Annotated in this window: 18 protein-coding genes; 10 read left to right on the forward strand and 8 right to left on the reverse strand. The window is 70.8% G+C overall.

Annotation, left to right across the window (positions count from 1 at the left end; translation table 11 throughout):
* Positions 1-88 precede the first annotated feature (88 nt).
* The gene (hemA, locus tag ABC319_RS07400; RefSeq protein WP_413071645.1) at positions 89-1,333 is read left to right on the forward strand and encodes a 5-aminolevulinate synthase; all 1,245 of its coding nucleotides are present in this window, start codon (positions 89-91) and stop codon (positions 1,331-1,333) included.
* Here the strand turns inward: hemA and ABC319_RS07405 are convergent.
* The 6 genes from ABC319_RS07405 to ABC319_RS07430 all read right to left on the reverse strand — a co-directional run bounded on the left by ABC319_RS07405 (position 1,330) and on the right by ABC319_RS07430 (position 5,014).
* Positions 1,330-1,815: a DUF3429 domain-containing protein gene (locus tag ABC319_RS07405; protein ID WP_413069602.1), complete on the reverse strand. Its 486-nt coding sequence runs from the start codon at positions 1,813-1,815 to the stop codon at positions 1,330-1,332. The genes hemA and ABC319_RS07405 overlap by 4 nt on opposite strands.
* Positions 1,815-1,943 carry a hypothetical protein gene (locus tag ABC319_RS07410; protein ID WP_413069603.1) on the reverse strand — a complete coding sequence of 43 codons (129 nt, stop codon included), beginning with the start codon at positions 1,941-1,943 and terminating at the stop codon, positions 1,815-1,817. Before ABC319_RS07410 ends, ABC319_RS07405 begins: the two co-directional genes overlap by 1 nt.
* Before the next feature lie 31 nt (positions 1,944-1,974).
* The gene (locus ABC319_RS07415; RefSeq protein ID WP_413069604.1) at positions 1,975-2,673 is read right to left on the reverse strand and encodes an anti-sigma factor; all 699 of its coding nucleotides are present in this window, start codon (positions 2,671-2,673) and stop codon (positions 1,975-1,977) included.
* Positions 2,663-3,232, reverse strand: a complete 570-nt coding sequence (locus ABC319_RS07420) for a sigma-70 family RNA polymerase sigma factor (protein WP_413071646.1) — start codon at positions 3,230-3,232, stop codon at positions 2,663-2,665. Before ABC319_RS07420 ends, ABC319_RS07415 begins: the two co-directional genes overlap by 11 nt.
* Before the next feature lie 54 nt (positions 3,233-3,286).
* A complete protein-coding gene (locus tag ABC319_RS07425) occupies positions 3,287-4,615 on the reverse strand; it encodes a metal-dependent hydrolase family protein (protein ID WP_413069605.1) in 1,329 nt (442 codons plus the stop codon).
* 105 nt (positions 4,616-4,720) lie between these two features.
* Positions 4,721-5,014: a DUF1244 domain-containing protein gene (locus tag ABC319_RS07430; RefSeq protein ID WP_413069606.1), complete on the reverse strand. Its 294-nt coding sequence runs from the start codon at positions 5,012-5,014 to the stop codon at positions 4,721-4,723.
* 71 nt (positions 5,015-5,085) lie between these two features.
* On the opposite strand from ABC319_RS07430, the gene pyk reads away from it, so the two are divergent.
* A complete protein-coding gene (gene pyk, locus ABC319_RS07435) occupies positions 5,086-6,549 on the forward strand; it encodes a pyruvate kinase (protein ID WP_413069607.1) in 1,464 nt (487 codons plus the stop codon).
* Between the two features lie 164 nt (positions 6,550-6,713).
* Here pyk and ABC319_RS07440 read toward each other — a convergent pair whose 3' ends face one another.
* Positions 6,714-9,833, reverse strand: a complete 3,120-nt coding sequence (locus tag ABC319_RS07440; protein WP_413069608.1) for a helicase-related protein — start codon at positions 9,831-9,833, stop codon at positions 6,714-6,716.
* Between the two features lie 74 nt (positions 9,834-9,907).
* Here ABC319_RS07440 and ABC319_RS07445 point away from each other — a divergent pair, with 74 nt between their 5' ends.
* A complete protein-coding gene (locus tag ABC319_RS07445; protein WP_413069609.1) occupies positions 9,908-10,726 on the forward strand; it encodes a Crp/Fnr family transcriptional regulator in 819 nt (272 codons plus the stop codon).
* On the opposite strand, the gene ABC319_RS07450 is transcribed toward ABC319_RS07445, so the two are convergent.
* Positions 10,717-11,187, reverse strand: a complete 471-nt coding sequence (locus tag ABC319_RS07450; RefSeq protein WP_413069610.1) for an acyl-CoA thioesterase — start codon at positions 11,185-11,187, stop codon at positions 10,717-10,719. The two genes, ABC319_RS07445 and ABC319_RS07450, sit on opposite strands and share 10 nt — an antisense overlap.
* 71 nt (positions 11,188-11,258) lie before the next feature.
* On the opposite strand from ABC319_RS07450, the gene ABC319_RS07455 reads away from it, so the two are divergent.
* From ABC319_RS07455 to ABC319_RS07485, 7 genes are all read left to right on the forward strand, one after another.
* The gene (locus tag ABC319_RS07455; protein ID WP_413069611.1) at positions 11,259-12,386 is read left to right on the forward strand and encodes a zinc-dependent alcohol dehydrogenase family protein; all 1,128 of its coding nucleotides are present in this window, start codon (positions 11,259-11,261) and stop codon (positions 12,384-12,386) included.
* Positions 12,387-12,465: 79 nt separating this feature from the next.
* Complete coding sequence (locus tag ABC319_RS07460) at positions 12,466-13,197, forward strand: peptidylprolyl isomerase (RefSeq protein ID WP_413069612.1); 732 nt, start codon at positions 12,466-12,468, stop codon at positions 13,195-13,197.
* A complete protein-coding gene (queA, locus tag ABC319_RS07465) occupies positions 13,194-14,231 on the forward strand; it encodes a tRNA preQ1(34) S-adenosylmethionine ribosyltransferase-isomerase QueA (RefSeq protein ID WP_413069613.1) in 1,038 nt (345 codons plus the stop codon). The genes ABC319_RS07460 and queA overlap by 4 nt, the downstream gene beginning before the upstream one ends.
* Complete coding sequence (locus ABC319_RS07470) at positions 14,228-14,740, forward strand: EF-hand domain-containing protein (RefSeq protein ID WP_413069614.1); 513 nt, start codon at positions 14,228-14,230, stop codon at positions 14,738-14,740. Before queA ends, ABC319_RS07470 begins: the two co-directional genes overlap by 4 nt.
* On the forward strand, positions 14,737-15,888 hold the full coding sequence (gene tgt / locus ABC319_RS07475; RefSeq protein WP_413069615.1) for a tRNA guanosine(34) transglycosylase Tgt: 1,152 nt from the start codon (positions 14,737-14,739) through the stop codon (positions 15,886-15,888). Before ABC319_RS07470 ends, tgt begins: the two co-directional genes overlap by 4 nt.
* The gene (locus ABC319_RS07480) at positions 15,885-16,103 is read left to right on the forward strand and encodes a hypothetical protein (protein ID WP_413069616.1); all 219 of its coding nucleotides are present in this window, start codon (positions 15,885-15,887) and stop codon (positions 16,101-16,103) included. The genes tgt and ABC319_RS07480 overlap by 4 nt, the downstream gene beginning before the upstream one ends.
* Positions 16,100-18,928, forward strand: coding sequence for a M16 family metallopeptidase (locus tag ABC319_RS07485; RefSeq protein ID WP_413069617.1), 2,829 nt, complete (start codon positions 16,100-16,102; stop codon positions 18,926-18,928). The genes ABC319_RS07480 and ABC319_RS07485 overlap by 4 nt, the downstream gene beginning before the upstream one ends.
* Positions 18,929-18,932: the final 4 nt, after the last annotated feature.

The raw sequence follows: 18,932 nt of genomic DNA on the forward strand, positions 1-18,932 counted from the left end.
CGGGCTGGGACAATTTGTCCACCGCCCCGATCACCATGATCGGCGGATCGCGCTGGAAAATTAAGGACGAGGCGGCTAAGTGCGGCTCATGACCGTTGACGGCACCGTTGCGCCGCGCGTTGATTACTCGCGCGTCTTCACTCAGGCGATCGATCGGCTGCACGCCGAGGGCCGGTATCGCGTGTTCATCGACATCCTGCGGACCAGGGGGGCGTTCCCCAATGCGCGCTGCTTCGCGGGGCACAACGGCCCCAAGCCGATCACCGTCTGGTGCTCGAACGACTATCTCGCCATGGGCCAGCATCCCAAGGTGATCGCGGCGATGGAAGAGGCGCTGCACGATGTCGGCGCCGGATCGGGCGGCACCCGCAACATCGGCGGCAACACCCACTATCATGTCGATCTGGAAGGCGAACTGGCCGACCTGCACGGCAAGGAAGCGGCACTGCTGTTCACCTCGGGCTATGTCTCGAACGAGGCGACGCTGGCGACGATGGCGAAGATCCTGCCCGGCTGCGTCATCTTCTCCGACGAACTCAACCATGCCTCGATGATCGCCGGCATCCGCAACTCGGGCTGCGAGAAGCGGATCTTCCGCCACAACGATGTCGCTCATCTCGAGGAGCTGCTCGCCGCGGAAGATCCCGGCGTGCCCAAGCTGATCGCGTTCGAGAGCGTCTACTCGATGGAGGGCGACGTTGCCCCGGTTGCGGCGATCTGCGACTTGGCCGACCGGTACAATGCCCTCACCTATCTCGACGAGGTGCACGCGGTCGGCATGTACGGCGCGCGCGGCGGCGGCATTTCCGAGCGTGACGAGCTTGCCCATCGGCTGACCATCATCGAGGGGACGCTGGGCAAGGCGTTCGGTGTGATGGGCGGCTACATCGCCGCGGATCGCACGATCGTCGACGTGATCCGCAGCTATGCGCCCGGCTTCATCTTCACCACGTCGCTGTCGCCGGTGCTGGTCGCCGGTGTCCTGGCGAGCGTACGCCACCTGAAATCCTCCAGCGTCGAGCGCGAGGGGCAGCAGGCCTCGGCCGCGCAGCTGAAGGCGATGCTGGCGGATGCCGGCCTGCCCGTGATGCTCGGCGAGACGCACATCGTGCCGGTGATGGTGGGGGATCCGGTAAAGGCCAAGAAGATCAGCGACATCCTGCTCGCGGAATACGGCGTCTACGTCCAGCCGATCAACTATCCCACGGTGCCGCGCGGCACCGAGCGGCTGCGCTTCACCCCCGGTCCGGCGCACAGCCCCGCGATGATGCGCGAGCTGACCGATGCGCTGGTCGAGATCTGGGGCCGGCTGGAACTGCGCAAGGCGGCCTAGCCGCCGCTCCCCAGCACTATTCCCGCCGCGATCGTCAAAGTCCCGAGGCCGATCGACAGCGGCAGCCGCAGCGCCATCCAGTTCGCCGGCGCCTCTCCGCTGGATGTCAGGCGCCGGTCGACCGGCAGGGTCAGCAGGATGGCGCTACCCAGCGCGATGGCCGGCCATGGCGACGGCGCCTGTGGCAGCGACCAGGCGGCGGCGATGACCGTGCCGAACGCCACCAGCGACGGCACGACCGCCGTCACGGCGAGGCGCCCCTGCCCCGTCTCTCGTCGCATCGCATATCCCCACCAGATCCCGCCCAGAAAGCTCAGGATCAGCGCGCCATAGCCGATGGCCAGCCAATAACCCGTCAGCGCCAGCAGGCCGCCCAGGTCGCCGTACGATCGCAGTCCCAGCATCATCAGCAGCAGGGCTGCAACCTGCGGCAGCAAACCGGCGAAACCCAGGCCCATCGCGGTCGCAGCGACCCGCGGCATCAGTCGACCACCATCATGGCGTCGAACGCGCCAGCCTCGTTCATCCGCAGAAACTCGGCGGAGGTGAAGCGGGCCTCGAAGGACGCGTCGAGCGACGTTCCGGCCGATATCGCAGCGGGCCTGTTCAAGGGCCCGCCATAACGGCGATAGCGTCCATCGTCACACCGCCGCCAGCGGACCGGTGGCGATCACCGCGCCGGTCGGCTTGCCGGTCGGCGAGCCGCCGGGCGGCTCGATCGAGATGGCGAGCGTCGCTCCGGCGGTGATCCGCGCGCGGTCTGCCGAGGGCAGCGTCAGCAGCGTCGCGTCGGATGCCAGCAGACCCAGTGGATAGGGTACGCCGTCGTTGCCGATCACCCACAGCTGCGCCGCGCGACCGCTCGGCACTTTGGGTGCGGCGGTCACGCGCAGGCTGCCGTCGGCAGGATCGAACGATGCGGCCACCGCCGCGCCCTCGCCACCGATCGCGGCGACCAGCACCGGCTCCGAGGCGGCGGGCGCTGCGACCGGTGGCGGGCCTGGCGGCGGGCCGTCGCCCGGCCGGATCGCGACGATGACCAGCAGGCACGCCGCCAGCGCCGCACTGGCGATCGCCAGCAGCGGCCACGGGAAACGCCGGGTGGACGGCACGGTGACCCCGCCAAGGCTGGCATCGATGCGGTCGATCAGTTCGACCGGCGGCTCCACCTCCGGCCAAAGATCGAACAGCTGCGCCAGCCACTGGCGCCAGCGTTCCACCTCGGCGGCGAACGCCGGGTCGGCCAGGACGCGCCGCAGCGCGGTGGCGCGCTCCTCGCCCTCCAGCAGGCCCAGTGCCAGCTCGGCGGCGGCGACATCGGGATCTTCGTCAGCGGCCACGGTCGAGGCACTCCTTCAGCCGCGCGAGCCCGCGCCGGATCCAACTCTTGGCGGTGCCCAGCGGCACGCTGCGCCGCTCGGCGATCTCGGCATAGGTGACGCCGTCGAAGAAGGCCGTGCGGATCGCCTCACGCTGCCGATCCTCCAGCTCGCGCAGGCAATCGTGCAGCGAGTGGCGCTCGCCCGCCTCGACCAGCAGCGCCTCCGCGTCCGGCGCCGGATCGGCGATGTCGGGCGCCTCGTCGAGCCCTGCGGTCCGCCTGACGCCATGCGCGCGGCGCCAGTCGATCGCCTTGTTGCGGGCGATCGTCGCCAGCCAGCTGATCGGGCTCGCCCTGCCCGGTTCCCAGGCGCCCGCCCGGCGCCAGATGACGAGATACACGTCGTGCAACACGTCCTCCGCCGCCGATCGATCACCGCAGATACGCAGCACGATCCCGAATAGCTTCGCGGAGGTCAGCCGATACAGTTCGTGGAACGCCGCGCGGTCTTCGCTGCCCGTCGCGATCAGGGTCGCGGCGAGATGCGCGCGGGCATCGTCGGTCGCGGTCCGGCGCATCGTCGCCACCACTCTATGGCCGGGCGCGATGGAGAGGGGCAACGATCGGCATGCTCATTTCTCCAGTGATTTCGCGACGATGCCGCGGTGCATGACGAAATCCACCGCCTCCAGGCGGCGGACATCGTCCAGCGGCGAACCCGACACCGCGATCAGATCGGCGGTCTTGCCGGGTGCCAACGTTCCGATCTCGCCGGATTTCCCCAACAGGTCGGCCGCAGCCATCGTGGCGGTGCGGATCGCCTGAGCCGGGGTCATCCCGACCGAGTCGACGAGCAGCGCGAATTCCTGCGCGTTGATGCCGTGCTTCGACACGCCGGAATCGGTGCCGAACGCAAATTTCACTCCGGCGCGCAGGGCCCGCCGGTGGCTGTCGACCATCGCGGCCGCCGCCGCCTCGGCCTTGGGGATGGTGGCCGGCGGCAGGGCGCCGCTGCGCGCCTGCGCCAGCGCGGCGACCGGTGCCAGTTCCGTCGGCACCAGATAGGCGCCGGTCTTCTTCAGCAGCGCGATCGCCTCGTCGTCCAGGAAGCTGCCGTGCTCGATCGAATCGACGCCCGCCTCCAGCGCCGCTTTGGTCCCGTCGGCGGCGTGGCTGTGCGCGGCGACCTTGCGGCCCAGCCCGTGCGCGGTCTCGACGATGGCGCGCATCTCCTCGGGCGTGAAGGCGCGGCCCAGCCCGCCCGACACGTTCGACAGGACGCCACCGGTCGCCGTGATCTTCACCACCTGCGCGCCCAGCCCGATCTGGCGGCGGGTCGCACGGCGGCAATCGTCGGGGCCGTCGCAGGTGTTTTCGACCGTCGCCGCGACGGCGTGCGCGAACGGCTCGGCCAGCCCGTTCAGCGGATCTCCGTGCCCGCCGGTGACCGAGATCGGCGCACCCGCGTTGACGATCGTCGGCCCGTCGATGTCGCCGCGGTCCACCGCATCGCGCAACGCGCGGATGCTGCGCGGCTCGCCGCCCAGATCGCGGACCGTGGTGAACCCCGCCATCAGCGTGGCGCGCGCGTTGCCCGCGCCGTACAGCACGTCGTCGGCCGGCTCGGTGTTCAACGCGGTCAGCCGTGCGCGCATCGGATCGCCGCCGATGCCGAGCAGGTGGACATGCATGTCGATCAGCCCGGGCAGCACGAACCGGTCGCGCAGATCGATCACGGTCGCCCCCGCCGGCGGTGTCGCGAAGCCGTCGCGGATCTCGACGATGCGGCCGCCCTGCACCACCACCGTGCTGTTGCCGCGCGGCCGCTCGCCCGGCCGGTCCAGCAGCGTTCCGGCATGGATGTAGGTGATCGGCGCGGCCGGCGCGGCGGCGGGCGGGGTCTGCGCCGTCGCTGGCGCCGTGGCCGCAAGCATCCCGGCAACGACGATCGAACGCAGCATGGCCAATTCCCCCCCGACGGGCGCGATGCGCCCCATCTGCCGGAGGTTAGAGGGAAATGTCGGCGGGGCAAGGGCCTCGCCGATCGCTGCCCCGCGCTGCCCGGCCTAGCCGGCGTTCCTCGCTACGCTCTCCTTCATCCGCGCCAGCTGTTCCGGCGTCGCATCCGCCTGATGGCGCTCCTTCCACTCGGCATAGGGCATGCCGTAGATCGCGACCCGCGCCGCCTCCCGGTCGATCCCCGCCGCCTCGCCGATCCAGTCCGACAGGCAGTTGCGGCAGAAGCCGGCCAGCCCCATCAGGTCGACGTTCTGCGCGTCGCTGCGATGGCGCAGGTGCCTGACGAGGCGCCGGAAAGCGGCGGCGGCGGCGGCATCGTCGAGGCGATCGAGTTCATCCATTCGTATGCTCCAAGGTTGATCGACGGCAGATAGTGGCTAGGACGGCGGCCTGCACCCAGGAAACCCATTCGATGACCAAGGCTTTCGCCCCCCGTTCGCGCAAGGTGCGCGTGCTCGCGACGCTCGGCCCGGCCAGCAACTCGCCGGAGATGATCGCCACCTTGTTCCAGGCGGGTGCCGACGCCTTCCGGATCAACATGAGCCATGGCGACCAGCAGTCGAAGGTCGCGGTCGTCCAGGCGATCCGCGCGATGGAAGAGACGTTCCAGCGCCCGACCACGATCCTCGCCGATCTTCAGGGGCCCAAGCTGCGCGTCGGCCGCTTCGCCGAGGGCAAGGTCGAGCTGATCACCGGATCGACCTTCGTCCTTGATCGCGATCCCACGCCCGGTGACGCGACCCGGGTCGAACTGCCCCACCGCGAGATCTTCGCCGCGATCGAGCCGGGCGCCCGCCTGCTGCTGGATGACGGCAAGCTCGTCCTGCGCGTCACCGATCACGCGCCCGACCGGATCGTCGCCACGGTCGAGGTCGGCGGCATGCTGTCGAACAACAAGGGGCTGAACGTCCCCGACGTTGTCGTGCCGATGGCGGCACTGACCGAGAAGGACCGCAGCGACCTGGCCTGGGCGGTCGAGCAGGGCGTTGACTGGATTGCGCTGTCGTTCGTCCAGCGGCCCGAGGACCTGATGGAGGCGCGCGGCCTGATCAAGGGCAAGGCAGCGCTCCTCGCCAAGATCGAGAAGCCGGCCGCGATCGAGCGGCTGGAGGAGATCGTCGAGCAGTGCGACGGCGTGATGGTCGCCCGCGGCGATCTGGGCGTCGAGATGCCGCCCGAGCAGGTGCCGCCGCTCCAGAAGCGTATCGTCGAGGTTTCGCGCCGGATGGGCCGGCCGGTGGTGGTCGCCACCCAGATGCTCGAATCGATGATCCAGTCGCCCTCCCCCACCCGCGCCGAGGTGTCCGACGTCGCGACCGCGATCTACGACGGCGCGGATGCGATCATGCTGTCGGCGGAAAGCGCGGCGGGCCAGTGGCCGGTCGAGTCGGTGTCGATGATGAACGCGATCGGCAAGTCGGTCGAAAGCGATCCTGCGCACGGCGACCGCGTCCACTTCACCGTCATGAAGCCCGATCCGACGACCGCCGACGCGCTGGCCGAGGCGGCGAAGGGCATCGCCCGCACGGTGTCGGCGGCGGCGATCATCTGCTTCACCACCTCCGGCTCCACCGCCCGCCGCATCGCGCGCGAGCGGCCGTCGGTGCCGATCCTGGTCCTGACGCCGCGCGCGGAGACCGCCCGTCGCCTCGGCCTGCTTTGGGGCACCCACGCCGTCCACACCCGCGACGTTGAATCGTTCGAGGAGATGGTCGCCAAGTCGAAGCGCATGGCCCTGCGCCACGGCATGGCGAAGGCGGGCGAGCAGGTGGTGGTGATGGCCGGCGTGCCGTTCCGCACCCCCGGCTCGACCAACGTGCTCCACGTCACGCGGATCGTCGGCGACGAGCTGAAGAACTACCAGAACGAGGTCTGACGGCGCCGGGGCATCATGGTGCTGCCCCCCGAGTTATAGATCAGACCGGCAACGGAAATCCATTGCGGTGGCCTCCCTACTTCGCCGGGGAAGGTGCTTCATCCTGAACGGATCGCACCCAAGCAGAGGTCTGGGCACGACTGGCGAAACGGACCGGGACCTCTTCAGTCGCCGGCCCAGTCCCCCAGCAACGCGGTCACCCGCGCCAGCCGCTCGCCGGCATCGTCGATCCGCTCGGCGAGCAGCCAGCGGCCGTTCTTGTCGACCAGCCCCTCCGGCGCCGCCTCGCCACCGTGCCGCGGGGTGAAGGCGATCGCCGCCGGCCCGGCATCGATCCGGGTGATCCCGGCCACCCGGGCCAGCCGCCGCGCGCGTGCCAGGTCAAGCAGAACCGTCGCCTCCGCCGGAATGGCGCCGAACCGGTCCTCCACCTCCTCTTCGAAGGCGTCGATCGCCGATCCGCGCTGCAACCGGGCGAGCCGGCCATATAGCGCCAGCCTGACCTCCGGTTCCGGGATCCACGCCTCGGGCAGGCGGCCGGCAATGCCCAGCGACAGGTCCGGCGTCCAGTTGTCGACCGTCTCGCCGCGTGCCTGACGCAGCGCCTGGCTCAGTAGATACTGGTACAGGTCGATGCCGATCAGCTTCATGTGGCCGGCCTGTTCCTCGCCGATCAGGTCGCCCGCTCCCCGCAGGTCCAGATCGCGCGCGCTGATCGCGAAGCCGGCGCCCAGCCGGTCGTACGCCTGCAGCGTGCGCAGCCGCTTCAGCGTCGCCGGCGCGATCTCGGCATCGGCCGCCGTCGTCAGCATCACCTGCCCGCGCCGGCCGCTGCGCCCGACCCGGCCGCGCAGCTGGTGCAGCTGCGCCAGCCCGAACCGGTCGGCATGGTGGACCACCATCGTGTTGGCGCGCGGCACGTCCAGCCCCGCCTCGATGATGTTCGTCGCCAGCAGCACGTCGCCATCGCCCGCCGCGAAGGCGACCATCGCCTCGTCGATGTCGGCGGCGGCCATCTTGCCATGCGCCTGGATCAGCGACAGCTCCGGCACCAGCCGCGTCAGTCGCTCCGCCACGGTGTCCATATCCTCGATCCGCGGCACCACGACGAAACTCTGCCCGCCGCCGCCCTGCTCGCGCATCAGCGCCGCGCGTACCGCACGGTCGTCCCACGGCTGCACTGCGGTACGGATCGGCTGGCGCCGGGCCGGCGGGGTCGCGATGATCGAGATGTCCTGCAATCCGACCAGCGCGGATTGCAGCGTGCGCGGGATCGGCGTCGCGCTCAGCGTCAGGACATGACCGGCGCCCAGCCCCGCCAGCTTCGCCTTGTCGGCCGCACCGAACCGCTGCTCCTCGTCGATCACCACCAGCGCCAGATCGCGATAGCCGATGCCCTTGCCGGCGATGGCGCCGGTACCGACGACCACCCCGATCGATCCATCCTTCAGCCCGGCGGCAATCCGTTTGCGCTCCGCGGTGCCGGTCAGCCGCGACAGGCCGGCGACTTCGATCCCCGTCCCCTCGAAGCGACGGTTGAAGGTGTCCAGATGCTGCCGCACCAGCACCGTCGTTGGCGCGGCCACCGCCACCTGCCGCCCGGCAAGCGCGACCAGCGCCGCCGCGCGCAACGCCACCTCGGTCTTGCCATAGCCGACATCGCCGACCACCAGCCGGTCCATCGGCCGCCCACTGGCCAGATCGTGGCGAACCGCAGCGATGGCACGCGCCTGATCGGCCGTCTCGGTGAAGTCGAAACCGCCGGCGAACCGCTCGTACGCCGCGGTATCGGGCTCGATCGGATCGGTCGCCCGCGACTCGCGCTCGGCGGCGAGCGCCGCCAGCGTCCGCGCGCTCTCGGCCACTGCCCGGTCGATCGCGCCGCGCCGCTTCTGCCAGCTCGCCCCGTCCAGCGAATCGAGCGACACTCCCTCGGCCTCCGCCCCGTACCGCCAGATGCGATCGGCCTCCGCCACCGGCACCAGCCGTCGCGCATCCTTGGCATAGGCGAGCACGAGCGCGTCGCCACCGTCCTCCATTGGCTCGATCCCCTCGACCGTCCCGATGCCGAAATCCTCGTGCACCACGACGTCGCCCGGTGCCAGGTCGCCGGCGCTGCCGAACATCGCCCCCGACGGGGTGGGCGCGGCCATGTCGCCTGCGCGTCCGCCGAGCAGGTCGGCGGCGGCCACCACCGCCACCCCGCCGCGCACGAACCCGCGATGGATCGGTGCGGTCAGCAGCAGCGCCGATCCCGCGCCCGCCGCGACGACCACCGCCCAGTCCGCGGCCGGTGCGAAGTCCAGCTTGCCCGCCTTCGCCAGCCGCGGCGACAGGAAGCGCAGGTCGCGGTCGCTGCCGGCGATCACCAGCACGGCATCGTCGCGCCGCGCCGCCACGAAGCGGGCGAACGATCGCAGCGGCGCCCGCTTCTCGACGAAACGCGGCGCCTCCTCGCCATCGTCCGCCAGGGTCAGGTCCGCCCGTCCGCCAAGCTCGGCGTTCCAGTCCGCCGCCGTCACCAGCACGTCCGCACCGCGACCCCGCGCGCCCAATTCGCCGGCGATCCGCAGGAAACGGTCGCGGCGCATGGCCGTCGCCGGATCGCTCGCCACCGCCGCCTCGGGCAAATGCGCCAGGATCGATACCCCGCGCTCGATCGCCGGCTCGGCCGCCCGGCCGAGTTCCACCCGCTCCAGCGTGTCGACCGTCCGCTGGGTGACAGGGTCGTAGCGGCGGATAGCCGTCGCCTGTCCGCCGTCCAGCTCGATCCGCACCGGCCCCTCATGGTCGGCAGGGAAGATGTCGATCACCTGCCCGCGGACCGCGATCTCGCCCGGCTCGTCGACCCGATCGTCCCGCTGGTAGCCGAGTTCGGCCGCCTTCACCGCGAACGCCTCGACATCCACCGGCGCGCCGGTGGCGATCGTCGGCGGCACCGCATCGAACGCCGCCGGCTCTGGATACCGCAGCCCCGACGCCTCGGCCGTGGTGACCAGGATCACGCGCAGCCGGCGTTTGCCCACCTGCGTCGCGCAGCGAATCCGGCGGAGCGCCGCGACGCGCTGCCCGACACTGGCGGGCGATGGCGGCGCCGCTTCGCCCGGCAAGGCATCGCTGGAGGGGACATACGCGACGACCGCATCGGGCATCAGCCCGGCGGCGATCTCCGCCACGGCGACCGCACGCTGCGCGTCCTCCGCCAGGAAGACGACGTCGCCCTTCGCCTCCGCCAGGGCAACCGCGACGATCGCGGCGGAAACGGGAAGCGATTTGAAGGACATGGCGGCTCCTGAAGGCCGGGGCTCAACCGACATCCGGGGATCGGCGTTCCGTCCGATCGAGGACCGGAAAAAAGATGACGATCTTCGTGCCTTACTGCCGTTGCCCCGGCGAAATGGACATGGCATGTCCCGGTGCCATGATGTTCTCCTCGCCGGCCGGTACTCAGAGCGCGCTGTCAGTCCGCCTCGCGCACTATCTGCCGCTGACCGCGGCCGAGGTCGCTGCGCTGGAGGATATGCAGGGCAGCAGGCGTCGCCTGCTCGCCGGCGAGACGCTGATCGAGGCCGGCGGGCCGATCGATGCGCTGTTCGTCGTGCAACAGGGCTGGCTGCATTCGTCGACCCGGCCGGTGATCGGCGGACGGCAGATCCTGCGCTTCCATTATCCCGGCGACCTGATCGGCACGTCGTCGATCGCCTGGTCGCGCGCGTCCGCCACGCTGACCGCGGTCAGCGACGGAATCGTGACCGAGGTGCCGAAGGCGAAGCTGGGCGAGCTGCTGGCGGATCAGGGCCGGCTGGCCGGGCTGCTCTATGCGGTGGCGGCGGCGGAGAACGTCGCACTCAGCGACCGGCTGACCTCGGTGGGCCGGATGAACGCGATCCAGCGGCTGGCGACGCTGCTGCTCGACATGCTCGCGCGGCTGCGCGTGACGGCGGGCGGCGTCGTCGACAGTTTCGACCTGCCGCTGACCCAGACGGATCTCGGCGACGCGCTGGGCCTGACCAAGGTGCATGTGAACCGCACCGTCCGCGAGATGGAGACGCGCGGCATGATCAGCCGCGCCGGTCGCCGCATCCGCATCCTCGACGAGGCGGCGCTGGTCGCCTTCACCGGCTTCGTCGATCGCCATGCCGAAATCGCGACCGACTGGCTGCCCGCCTACGCCTGAGACGTCAGGCTTTCGAAGAAGCGGCGCCACTTCGCCGGCAGCTCAACCGGGCGCCGCGTCGTCCGGTCGACATGGACATGGACGAAATGGCCCTCCGCCGCCGCCTCGGGCTCGTCGCCGCGGAACAGCCCGATCTCGTACCGGACGCTGCTGCGCCCCAGCCGGCCGACGCGCAGCCCGGCATGGACGATGTCGGGATAGGCGAGCGGAGCGTGGTACCGGCACCCCGATTCCACCACCAGCCCGATGATCGCGCCGTGATGGATGTCCAGCAGCCCGGCCTCGATCAGCGTCCGGTTCACGGCAGTGTCGAACAGCGAGTAATGGACCACGTTGTTCAGGTGGCCGTATACGTCGTTGTCCATCCACCGGGTCGGCACCGCGACGAAGCGGCGATACTGGTCGCGAAGGGCGCGTTCGGGCATCCGGTCGGTATAGGATGGCGGGCGGCATGCGGCCAAGCCCCGGCTCGCGACGACGCTATCCCACGCACGCCGCGCGCGTTAGCCATGCCCGCGAAGGAGACGTTGCTTTGAGGATCCAGGCCGCCGTACTCCGCACGATGGGCGCCCCCGTTCCCTATGCCGCCAGCCGGCCGCTGGCGATCGAGGCGCTGGAGCTGGCACCGCCCGGCCCGGGCGAGGTGCTGGTCCGCGTCGCCGCCGCCGGGCTCTGCCACTCCGACCTGTCGGTGATCGACGGTAACCGTCCCCGGCCGCTGCCGATGGCACTGGGGCACGAGGCGGCCGGCGTGGTCGAGGCGGTGGGTGCCGGCGTCGACGACCTGGCCGTGGGCGACCATGTCGTCACCGTGTTCATGCCCAGTTGTGGCCATTGCCTGCCCTGTGCGGAGGGGCGCCCGGCGTTGTGCGAGCCCGGCGCCCTCGCCAATAATCGCGGCGAGCTGCTGGCCGGGGGCAGCCGGCTGACCGATGCCGACGGCGCCCCGGTCCACCACCATCTCGGCTGTTCGGTCTTCGCCAGCCATGCGGTGCTGTCGCGGCGGTCGCTGGTCCAGGTCGACCGCGACCTGCCGCTGGCAGAGGCGGCGCTGTTCGGCTGCGCGGTGCTGACCGGGGTCGGCGCCGTGCTGAACACCGGTGCCGTTCGCGCCGGCCAGTCGGTGGCGGTGATCGGGCTGGGCGGCGTCGGCCTGTCGTCGTTGCTCGGCGCGGTCGCGGCGGGTGCGTCGCGGATCGTCGCGATCGATCTGTCGCCGGACAAGCTCGCCCTCGCCGCCGCGCTGGGCGCGACCGACACGATCGACGCACGCGATGCCGACGCGGTCGACCGCATCCGCGCGCTGACCCGCGGCGGTGTCGATGCCGCGTTCGAGATGGCGGGATCGGTCCGCGCGCTGGAGACGGCGGTCGCGATCACCCGCCGCGGCGGCACCACCGTCACCGCCGGCCTGCCCGAGCCCACCGCCACCCTGCCGCTCGGCATCGTCCAGCTGGTCGCCGAGGAGCGGACGCTGAAGGGCAGCTATATCGGCGGCTGCGTGCCGGTGCGCGACGTCGCCCGGTACGTTGCGCTCTATCGCGCCGGACGCCTGCCGGTCGATCGGCTGGTCAGCGGCACGCTGCCGCTCGCCGACATCAACACCGGCTTCGATCGCCTGCGCGACGGCGAGGCGGTCCGCCAGCTGGTGACGATGTAGGCGCCGCCCGCCAACGTTCAGTTTGGCGCAAGGCGGGAATTGCTCTACAGGCCGCGCGTCTCCCCTGGAATGGAACTCCATGCGCTTTATCGCCGGCCTGTTCGCGTTCGCTGCCCTTCCCCTTGCCGCCACCGTTTCCGCCAAGGAGCCTCCGGCGCCCGCCCCCACCGCGACGGCCCCCGCGCCGCCGCCGATCACCGACAAGGAGAACCTGCTGCTGCTCGACCTGTCGACCGGCGGGCGGGTCACGATCTGGCTGCGCCCCGATGTCGCACCCAAGATGGTGGCGCAGGTCAAGACGCTGACCCGCCAGCATTTCTATGACGGGCTCGATTTCCACCGCGTCATCGACGGCTTCATGGCGCAGGGCGGCGATCCCAAGGGCGACGGCACCGGCGGGTCGCAGTTGCCCAACGTGCCGGCCGAGTTCAACTATCTCCCCCATGTCCGCGGCGCCGTGTCGGCCGCCCGCGCCGACGACAAGAACAGCGCCAACAGCCAGTTCTTCATCGTCTTCCTGCCGCGCCTGGCGCTCGACAAGAAGTACACGGTGTTCGGCCGCGTCATCGACGGCATGCAGTATGTCGACTCGATCGAGCGAGGCGAGCCGCCGACGAACCCGTCGAAGATCGTCCACGCCTATATCGCCGCCGACAATCCGCCGGCCTATGTCCCCGCACCGCCGCCGCCGCCCGTGGATCTCGGCGCACCGGTGACGCTGCCCGGCACCGGCAAGCCCGCTGGCACCGCCGCGCCGAAGCGTGCCGCACCGGCGAAGGCAGCCCCGCGAAAGGCTGCGACCCAGCGTTGAGGGTCGATCTTTTCGACTTCGACCTGCCGGCGGAGCGGATCGCGCTCCACCCGGCCAGCCCGCGCGACGCCGCGCGGATGCTGGTGCTGGACGGGGATGCGACGCACGACCGCTCGGTCGCCGACCTGCCCGCTTGCCTGCGCGCGGGCGACTGCCTGGTCTTCAACGACACCCGCGTCATCCCGGCGCAGCTGGACGGGCGCCGGGGCGAGGCGCGCATCGGCGCCACCCTGCACAAGCGCGAGGGGCCCCGCCGCTGGCGCGCCTTCGTCCGCGGGGCGAAACGACTGCGGGAAGGCGACACGATCGATTTCGGCGCCAGCGTGTCGGCGACCAGCACCACGCGCGGCGATGACGGTAGCTGGGCGCTCGACTTCGCGGGTGACGAGCCGGTCGAGCTTCTGCTCGAACGCGCCGGCCGCATGCCCCTGCCTCCCTATATCGCGCAGAAGCGCGGGATCGAGGCGCGCGACGCCGACGATTACCAGACCATGTTCGCTGCCGAACCCGGCGCCGTCGCCGCCCCCACCGCCGCGCTCCACTTCACGCCCGCGCTGATGGCGGCGCTGGCCGCGGCGGGCATCGCGCATGAAACGCTGACGCTGCATGTCGGCGCCGGCACCTTCCTGCCGGTGAAGGCGGAGGATACCGTCGACCACCGGATGCACGCCGAATGGGGCCGGATCGACGACGCCACCGCCGGCCGGCTGAACGCGGTCCGCGCCACCGGCAACCGGGTGATCGCGGTCGGCACCACCTCGCTCCGCCTGCTCGAGAGCGCGACCGGCGAGGACAGAGTCATCGCGCCGTTCGACGGCGACACCGCGATCTTCATCACCCCCGGCTACCGCTTCCGCGCGATCGACGGGCTGATGACCAACTTCCATCTGCCGCGATCGACGCTGTTCATGCTGGTATCGGCATTGATGGGCACCGACCGGATGCAGGCGGCCTATGCGCATGCCATCGCGGCGGATTATCGCTTCTACTCTTACGGCGATGCGTCGCTGCTCCTGCCCGGAACGTCCCGATGATCGTCCTCGCGCTTCTTCTCCAGGCCGCCTCGCCGCCCGCCGATCCCGACATCCTCGTCACCGCGCCGCCCAAGCCGTTCGCACAGACGCCAGCCACGATGGTGGTCGAGCCGGTGGCGATGATGATGGCCACCTTCGACGCCGATGGCGACGGCGAGACGACGCGTAGCGAGATGATCGCGGGCGTGCGCCGCTCGTACGAGGCGATCGATACCGCCAGGAAAGGGTCGATCGGCTATTTCCAGTTCGCCGACTGGGCGCTGAAATGGCTGGGGGATCGCAATGCGCTGCCCAGCCCGTTCGATGTCGACCGCGACGGCGACAACCGCATCACCCTCGACGAGTTGCAGGCGCATTTCGCCAAGCTGTTCTCGCGCTTCGACCGCAATCGCGACGGTGCGATCGACCGGGCGGAGACGCTGACGATCCGCACGGCGCCGGCCGATGCCAACGGGCCGACCGCCCCACGCCCGCCCTTTGGCGAGAAGCGGAAGAAGGATCGGAAGTGACGACGCCCCCGCGCTTTGCCTTCGCCATCGCCGCGACCGACGGCGCCGCGCGCACCGGTACGATCGCGATGGAACGCGGCGTCATCCGCACCCCCGCGTTCATGCCGGTCGGCACCGCCGCCACCGTCAAGGCGATGAAACCCGGTGACGTCGCCGCCGCGGGCGCCGACATCATCCTCGGCAACACCTATCACCTGATGCTGCGCCCCGGCGCGGAGCGGGTCGCCCGGCTGGGCGGCCTGCACGATTTCATGGGATGGGATCGTCCGATCCTGACCGATTCGGGCGGCTATCAGGTGATGAGCCTGTCCGAACTGACCAAGCGCTCCGAAGAGGGCGTCGCGTTCAAGTCGCATCTCGACGGCACGCGTCACCTGCTGTCGCCCGAACGCTCGATCGAGATCCAGCGGCTGCTCGGCTCGAACATCGTCATGGCCTTCGACGAACTGGTGCCGACCACCTCGACGCGCGACGTACAGGCGGCGGCGATGGAACGCTCGATGCGCTGGGCGAAGCGGTCGCGCGCTGCGTTCGACGGCGGCGGCGACCATGCCGCACGCAACGCGATCTTCGGCATCCAGCAGGGGGCTCTGGACCAGGGTCTGCGCCGGGCGTCGGCCGACGCGCTGATCGATATCGGATTCGACGGCTATGCGGTCGGCGGCCTCGCGGTCGGAGAGGGACAGGAGGCGATGTTCGCCTGCCTCGACTATGCGCCGGGGCAGCTGCCCGCCGACCGGCCCCGCTATCTGATGGGCGTCGGCAAGCCGACCGATATCGTCGGCGCGGTCGAGCGGGGTATCGACATGTTCGACTGCGTCCTGCCGACCCGCTCGGGCCGCACCGGCCAGGCGTTCACGCGCGAGGGGCCGATCAACCTGCGCAACGCCCGCTTCGCCGAGGACCAGTCGCCGCTCGATCCCGCCTGCGGCTGCCCGATCTGCGCGACGTGGAGCCGTGCCTATCTCCACCATCTCGTCCGGGCGGGTGAGATTCTCGGCGCGATGCTGATGACCGAACACAACATTCGCTTCTACCAGGCGTTGATGGCCGATCTGCGCACCGCCATCGCCGAGGGGCGGCTGACGGTGTACGCAAACGATTTCCGCACGCGCTACACGCGCGGCGGCACAGGAGAGACGAAGTGACCGACGCGACGACACCCCGCACCGACGACGATGCCCCGAACGAGATCCTTGCCACCGCCCGCGAGGTGAAGGAAAAGGCGCAGGCTGCCGCCGCCTCCGCGTCCGAGCAGGCGAAGCGCTGGCCGATCGGCCGCATCGGTCTTGGCGTCGGCATCGGCTCCGCCGCGGTCGCCGCCGCCGTGCTGTACGGCAACCGCAAGCGCGACGATAAGTGAGGCACCGCTTCACCGCGGTCGCCGCGCTGCTGGCAGGGGCCGCCCTGCCGGCCGCCGCTCAGACAACGGCCACGTCGACGTCGGCCACTGCGGTGAAGCCGATCGCGTTTACCGAGCGCACGCTTGCCAACGGGCTGCGCGTGTTCGCCATCCGCGACACGACGACGACCAACGTCTCGGTCCAGGTCTGGTACGGCGTCGGCGGGCGCGACGATCCGCGCGGCCGGTCGGGCTTCGCGCATCTGTTCGAACATCTGATGTTCAAGGCGACCCGCAATCTGGTGCCCGAGCAGATGGATCGCCTGACCGAGGATGTCGGCGGTTACAACAACGCGTCGACCAGCGACGATTACACCAATTATTACGAGGTAGTGCCCGCCAACCACCTCCGCCGGCTGCTGTTCGCGGAGGCCGACCGGATGGCCTCGCTGGTGGTCGAGCCGACCAGCTTCGCCTCCGAGCGCGACGTCGTGAAGGAGGAGTATCGCCAAGGCCTCGCGCGGCCGTACGGCAGCCTTTTCCAGACCTGGCTGCCCGCGATCAGCTATACCCGCGATCCCTATGCCCGCGGCGTGATCGGCGATGTCGCCAATCTGGATGCGGCGACGATCGACGACGTCCGCGCCTTCCATGCGACCTATTACCGGCCCGACAATGCCGTGCTGGTCGTCGCCGGCAACTTCGATCCGGCACAGCTCGACGCATGGGTCGACGAGTATTTCGCCGGGATCAGGCGCCCGGCGGGCACCGTCCCCCGTGTGTCGGTCGTCGAGCCGCCGCGCACCCGCGCGGTCAGCCGCACCGTCGCGGCGCCCAACACACCGCTGCCCGCTGTCCTCCTCAGCTGGCAGGCGCCGCCGATGAAGAGCGACGACGTGCCCGCCCTGTCGGTGCTCGACGCGATCCTGGCGACCGGCGAGAACTCGCGGCTGTACCGCAGCCTCGTCTATCGCGACCAGCTGGCGCAGACCGCCGCGACGTCGCTCGACCTGCGGGCCTCGACCGGCGTCTATGCGGTGTACGCGATCATGGCGGGCGGCAAGTCGGCCGCGGCCGGAGAGGCGGCGCTGCGCCGCGAGGTGGCGGCGCTGCGCGACGCGCCCGTCAGTGCGGCCGAGCTGGCGGAGGCGAAGAACGAACTCGTCACTGCCGCGCTACGCGAGCGCGAGACGGCGGAAGGCAAGGCCACAGTCCTCGCCGGCGACGTGATCCTGACCGGCGACCCGCGCACCAGCGAACGGCAACTGGCGGCACTCCAGCGCGTCACCGCCGCGGACGTCCAGCGCGTCGCCCGCCGCTACCTGACCGACGCCGGCTCCGCCGCGCTCCGCTACGTGCCGGCACCGGCCGGGGCGAAGGGCGACAGCCCTGCCCTCGCCCCCACCGTGCAGACCGCCGCACTGGTGCCGCCGCGCGACATCCCCGTCATCCGTCCGGCCGGTGCGGCCGATCGGATCGCCCCGCCCCCGCCCGCCGCCGCCATCGTTCCGGCCGCGCCCGCCATCGCCGAACAGGTCCTGCCCAACGGATTGCGGCTGATCACCGTCGAGCGGCACGACCTGCCGCTGGTCACCGCCCAGCTGGTCGCGGCCGGCGGCGGAGCGGCCGACCCGACCGGCCGTGCGGGCACCGCCAGCCTTGCCGCGACGCTGATGACGCGCGGCACCAACACCCGCTCGGCCACCGACATCGCGCGCGCGATCGAGGCGCTGGGCGGCAGCATCGGCAGCGCCGCCGATCGCGACGCCGCCTCGATCAGCATCGCGGTCACGTCCGACCGGCTCGCCGCCGCGCTGCCGATCCTGGCCGATGCCGCGACCCGCCCCGCCTTCGCGCCGGAGGAGATCGAGCGTGCCCGTGCGCAGGCGATCGACGCCGCCACCGTCAGCCTCACCGATGCGCCGCAGCTCGCCGGGCTGGTCGCCGGCCGCGCGGTGTTCGGCGCCGGCCCCTATGCCGCGCCGCTGGAAGGGACGCCGACCTCGCTGAAGGCGATCACCCGTGACGACATCGCCGCCGCCTATGCCACCGCCTGGCGTCCGCGCCAGGCGGCGCTTGTCGTGGTGGGCGACATAACCCCCGCCGATGCGATGCACCTGGCACAGGCCAGCTTCGGCGGATGGGATCCCGAAGAGGTCACCGGTCCGCAGACTCCCCGCGCCGATCAGCCGCGACCGCGCGTGATCGTCGTCGACATGGCCGATGCGGCACAGGCGGCCGTCGTCGTCGCCCGGCCGGGCGTCGCGCGCAGCGATCCGCGCTACTATCCGCTATCGCTCGGCAATACGGTGCTGGGCGGCGGCTTCTCGTCGCGCCTGAATCAGGAGATCCGGATCAAGCGCGGGCTGGCCTATGGCGCGTCGTCCACGATCCAGGCCCGGCGCCTGCCCGGCAGCATCGCCGCCCGCACCCAGACGAAGAACGCGACCGCCGACGAGGCGATCGGCCTCATCGTCGCGGAGATGACGCGGATGGGTGCCGCCGCCGTGCCGGTCGCCGAGCTCGACACGCGAAAGGCGGTGCTGGTCGGCGGCTTCGGCCGCACGGTCGAGACCAACGACGGCATGGCCTCGCTTCTGTCGGATTTCGTGGCGGAGGGCGTGCCGCTGGCCGAGATCGGGCAGTATCCCGCCCGCATCCAGTCGATCGATCCGGCGGCGGTGCAGACGGCCGCGGCCACGCTGTTCGATCCCGTGCCCGCCAGCATCGTCGTGGTCGGCGACGCCCGCCAGTTCCTGGCGCCGCTGAAGGCCCGTTATCCGCAGGTGGAGGTGATCGCCCATGCCACGCTCGACCTCGATCGGCCGGACCTGCGCAAGCCATGACATG

Origin of the sequence: Sphingomonas phoenicis (assembly GCF_047238005.1) — a bacterium.
Classification (GTDB): Bacteria; Pseudomonadota; Alphaproteobacteria; order Sphingomonadales; family Sphingomonadaceae; genus Sphingomonas.